The organism is Xanthobacter sp. BG11Y11_SDJG (assembly GCF_057364445.1).
In genome coordinates, this window is record NZ_JBNFNU010000482.1 from 1 (window position 1) to 2,805 (window position 2,805).

Here is a 2,805-nt window from a genome sequence, read left to right on the forward strand (position 1 = left end):
GCGGCAGGCCGGGCTGGCGGCGCCGGGTGGCAGCCGCCACCGCCTGGACCTGCGGCTCGGACGCGCCGCCCTCGTCGTCGTCGTCGTCCTTGCGGCCCATCAGCTTGTTGAAGAAGCTCTTCACGCCCTTGCCGGCATCGGCCGACGCCACCGCCACGCCGGGCCGCGACCCGCGGGCCTCGATCTCGGCCAGCGCCACGTCATATTTGGCGAGCGGGCGGCCGTCGGAGGGCACGTGGACGGTCTTGCCGTCCGGGAACACGCGGGCGAGCTGGTCGTGGCTCATGCGCGGCCAGTGGCGCACCGATCCGGTGTCCATGTGCACGAACGGCGAGCCGGAGGTGGGATAGAAGCCGACGCCGCCGCGCTGGAGCCGGAGCCCCGCTTCGCGCAGCCGCGCGAGGTCCACGCCGGGAATGAAGAAATCCATCGCCTTGCCCAGCATGTGCTGGGAGGTCTTCGCCACGCCGCGGCTGCGCGAGCGCAGCATGGCATTGGTTTTCGGCGACCGGTAGGAGCTCACCACCTGGATCGGCGCCGTGGCTTCGGTCTCGCGATAGACCTCCCAGACGATGTCGAACAGCTGGGGGTCCATCTTGGTGGGCTCATTGGTGCGCCAGTCGCGCAGGAACCAGTTGAGCTTCTCAAGCGCCGCGCTGTCGTAGCGGCCGTCCTTCTTGAAGGTGAAGCTGCCGCTCTCGCCGGTGTGGGTGTGGTGGATGAGCAGGGTGCGGGTGTCGCCGTTGGCCACCGCATTCTGCAGCGATGTGGTGCCGCACAAGGCGAGCAGGGCGCCGAGGCCCACCACCTTCAGCCGGCGGACGGCGCCGGCGAGGCGGGAGGGGAGAAGATGCGGCGCAGGAAGGATGTGCAATGGCTCGAACCCGAGGCTCAGGTCTGGTCGGTGCCGCAACTGTTGCCGCGGCGCGATGCAATCGGAGTCTTGTCGGGTTCGGTTAAGGGCGGCTTTACGCCCCTCGCCCCCATGTCACGCCGTCGTGAGTAGTGGCGGACTGTGGCGAAAACGTGCCTGCGCGGTTGCGCGCTTGACCGTGGCATTCGTGCCACGGGCCGTCGGGCCAAATCGGCGACGCAGGCGCCGGTGCCGCGGGCGGCACCGGCGGGACGCGGATTGGCGGGTGCGGGTCAGCGGGTGCGGGTCGCCTGGTTCTCGGCCATGCGGCGGCGGCCTTCGACACCGAGGATGGTCTTCACCTGCGCATTGATGCCGTAAAGGTCCTCGCGCACGCGCAGCCGGCCGGCCTCGTCCACCACGGCGTTGAAGTAGACGATGTGCACCGGGAAGCGCTGCTTCAGGTTCACGTAGCGCTCCTGGCTGCCGAACATCTTGGCGATGCGGCCTTCGCTCCAGGTGTCGCCCGGCATGCCCAGGGTGAAGATGACCTCGCCGAACTTCAGCGGCTCGAACACCCGCACGCAGCCGTGGCTGTAGGCGCGGCGGTCGTTCTGGAACAGCGAGCGCGACGGCGTGTCGTGCAGGTAGACCGAATGGTCGTTGGGGAACATGAACTTGATGCGCCCCAACGCGTTGCGCTCGCCGGGCGGCTGGCGGAAGGAGATCCCGCCCGAACTGGTCCGCACCACCTGGATGCCGCGCCGGCCGAGCGCGCTCGGGTCCGCGCGCAGCAGCGGCATCATCTCGTTGCGGGCGATGGAGGGCGGGATGTTCCAGGCCGGGTTCACCACCACATACTGCATGTCGCGGCTCAGCAGCGGCGTCGGCGTCTCCGGCTTGCCGACCACCACCCGGGTCTCGTGAATCTTCCGGTCGCCCTGATAGATGCGCACCAGATATTCGGGGATGTTCACCATCACATAGGCATCGCCCAGATCGCGCGGCAGCCAGCGCCAGCGCTCCATGTTGGCGATGACGTCGGCGGTGAGGCTGCCGCCGCCGGCGCCGGCGTCCTTGTTGAGCGCGGCGATGGTGGAGGACCCCACATTGCCGGTGGGCGAGACGCCGCTCGATTCCTGGAATGCCTTCACGGCATCCACCAGTGCCGCGTCATAGATCAGATCGTTCGGGGCGCCCGACATGCCGAGGCGGGTGCGCAGGGCCGGCACGCGCGGATCGCTCGCGCCCGGCCGCAGCAGCGGTCCGGTGGGCACGGCCGCGATCTTCGGCGTGGTCTGGCCGGCAACCTCCTTCAGCTTCGCCTTCAGCGCCTTGTAGCCGGCATGGGGCGGGTTGAAGGCGGCCAGCGCCGCATTGGCGTCGGGCGCGGCGGCGAGCGCGTCGAGCACCGCGGCCGGATCGGGAATGTCGCGCACTGGCGTCACCAGCGACGAGATGCGCGAGGGCTCGAAACGGCCGGCCTGGGCATGGCGCGCATAGGTCAGGGCCGCCACGGCGAGGTGCAGCTCGGCGCGGGCCAGGGTCAAGGCGTCGGTCCGGCGCGGCAGCGGCGGCACCGCATAGTCGTCGGGGTCGAGGCCGTCTTCCTCGGCCGCCCGCAGGCGGGCGATCACCGCATTGCCGCGGGCATCGAAGCCGGCGGCGTCGACGAACACCGGGCGGCCGTCGCGCGCGCCGTAGAAGGCGGTGAGGCCCTCCTGGAACGTCTTGTTGCCGGTGAGGCTTTCCGGATGCACCAGCAAGGCGCGGATTTCGGCCGCCACCGGATCGAGCGGATCGGCCTGGGCCACGGGCGCTGGCGGCGCGGGCTGCGCCGCGCTCTGGGAAGACGCGCCTTGGACCGGCGCCACCGGGGCCGGCGCGGCATGCTGGACCGGGGTGGTCGGGACGGCCGGGGCCGGTGCGGCCAAGTTGGGTGCGGCCAGGTT

The 2,805-nt window shown here is 70.6% G+C and carries 2 protein-coding genes; both read right to left on the minus strand.

Going from position 1 to position 2,805, the window contains the following annotated elements; all coding sequences use genetic code 11:
• Positions 1–808 (minus strand): peptidoglycan L,D-endopeptidase MepK (gene mepK, locus AC2W7M_RS23210; RefSeq protein ID WP_486135275.1); only part of this gene is annotated, 808 nt, incomplete at its 3' end.
• A gap of 338 nt (positions 809–1,146) precedes the next feature.
• Positions 1,147–2,805, minus strand: a 1,659-nt coding sequence (locus tag AC2W7M_RS23215) for a L,D-transpeptidase family protein (protein WP_486135273.1), incomplete at its 5' end; no start/stop codon positions are given.